At 62.5% G+C, this 1,382-nt stretch carries 2 protein-coding genes and 1 pseudogene; 1 reads left to right on the forward strand and 2 read right to left on the reverse strand.

Features of this window, described 5'->3' with window-relative positions:
- The coding region (locus EN925_RS35905) for a DUF445 family protein (RefSeq protein ID WP_128337373.1) at positions 1-284 on the reverse strand (284 nt) is incomplete at its 3' end.
- A gap of 276 nt (positions 285-560) precedes the next feature.
- On the opposite strand from EN925_RS35905, the gene rirA reads away from it, so the two are divergent.
- On the forward strand, positions 561-1,025 hold the full coding sequence (gene rirA, locus EN925_RS35910) for an iron-responsive transcriptional regulator RirA (protein ID WP_013531245.1): 465 nt from the start codon (positions 561-563) through the stop codon (positions 1,023-1,025).
- A gap of 123 nt (positions 1,026-1,148) precedes the next feature.
- On the opposite strand, the pseudogene EN925_RS35915 reads toward rirA, so the two are convergent.
- A pseudogene (locus tag EN925_RS35915) lies at positions 1,149-1,382 on the reverse strand (iron ABC transporter); the annotation flags it as partial.

The following is a 1,382-nucleotide window of genomic DNA, read 5'->3' on the forward strand; positions in this document are numbered from 1 at the left end:
GGGATAATGGCGGTGTGCGGGATCGGCAGCCCCAGCGGCCTTCGAAACAGCGCCACCACCGCGTACCAGTCGGCGAGGCCGCCGATGGTCGCCGCCTCGGCAAAGGCAGCGACGAAGCCGAGCCACGCATGGATGTGCTCGAACGATTTGGCGAGCGCAAACACCAGTACGCAAAGCGCCAGCGCGGCCGCCGCGAGGAATTTCGTCCGCCGCAACGCGGAAAGCTTCGCATCCGCTTCGGCATCGAAACGGACCGGCGTCAAGGGCGAAGCCGATTGTGACATGGGTGAGCCGCTCCTCGTCGATCTCAGCCTATCTAGTGTTCCGACGGCCGAAATACCCGCGACAGCCGGTTTCGCCCGGCATCTTGCCCGGCTGCGCACACAAAGTTGAGGAGAAAATTCATCTATCGCGCCAAGCTAGTCTGGAATTATTCCAAGGTATAGGCCATATTCCGCCTGGGCCAATGTGGCGAATCCGGAATTTCGGGTCAAAGCCGCATCAGCAAAATTTCCAGATCTGGCGTGGGTTGCACCGCCCCAGTGCCTTGTGAGGACAATATGCGGCTTACGCGCCAGACCAACTATGCCATGCGCATCTTGATGTATTGCGCGGCAAATGACGACCGATTGAGCCGTATTCCCGAGATCGCGGCCGCCTATTCGGTGTCGGAGCTTTTCCTGTTCAAGATCCTGCAGCCGCTGGTCGAGCACGGCCTCGTCCAGACCGTGCGTGGCAGGAATGGCGGCGTCAAACTTGGCCGGGCGGCCGAAGCCATCAGCCTGTTCGATGTCGTGCGCGTGACGGAAGAGAGCTTCGCCATGGCCGAATGCTTCGAGAACGATGCCGCCGAATGCCCGCTCGTCGACAGCTGCGCGCTGAACTCGGCGCTGCGCGAGGCCCTGAATGCGTTTTTCGCAGTGCTCGCCCGCTATACGATCGCCGATCTGGTAGCGGCGCGGCCGAATGTACGCAACCTGCTCGGCATCGACATGCTGATGGAGCGCCGCGCCCCGGCTGCCTAGCGTATTTCTCCCCGTTCTACGGAGAGAAATGCCCGGCAGGGCAATGAGGGGCGGCGCCGACTTCGACAATTGGCGGGAGAAGCGCAGGAAACCGCCATTCGCAGGCCCGGCCTCACCTGAATATCAATAGACCGCCGACTGCGGCAGCACGAACGGCATATTGCCCGCCGGCAGCACGCCGACCCTGAGCCGGCAGTCGAACACTTTCTCGATCAGATCATCGCTCAGCACGTCCCGCGGCGATCCGGCGGCGGCCAGCCGGCCGCGATGCATGACGAAGATCCGCTCCGCATACATGGCCGTCAGATTGAGGTCATGCAGGATGGCGACCACGCCACCGCCCCTTCTGGCGAAGTC

Source organism: Mesorhizobium sp. M7A.F.Ca.US.006.04.2.1, from assembly GCF_004022915.1.
Taxonomy (GTDB): domain Bacteria; phylum Pseudomonadota; class Alphaproteobacteria; order Rhizobiales; family Rhizobiaceae; genus Mesorhizobium; species Mesorhizobium ciceri.

Excerpts from the sequence above, each read along its gene's own strand:
- rirA (WP_013531245.1), top strand. The coding sequence starts at position 561 with ATGCGGCTTACGCGCCAGACCAACTATGCCATGCGCATCTTGATGTAT.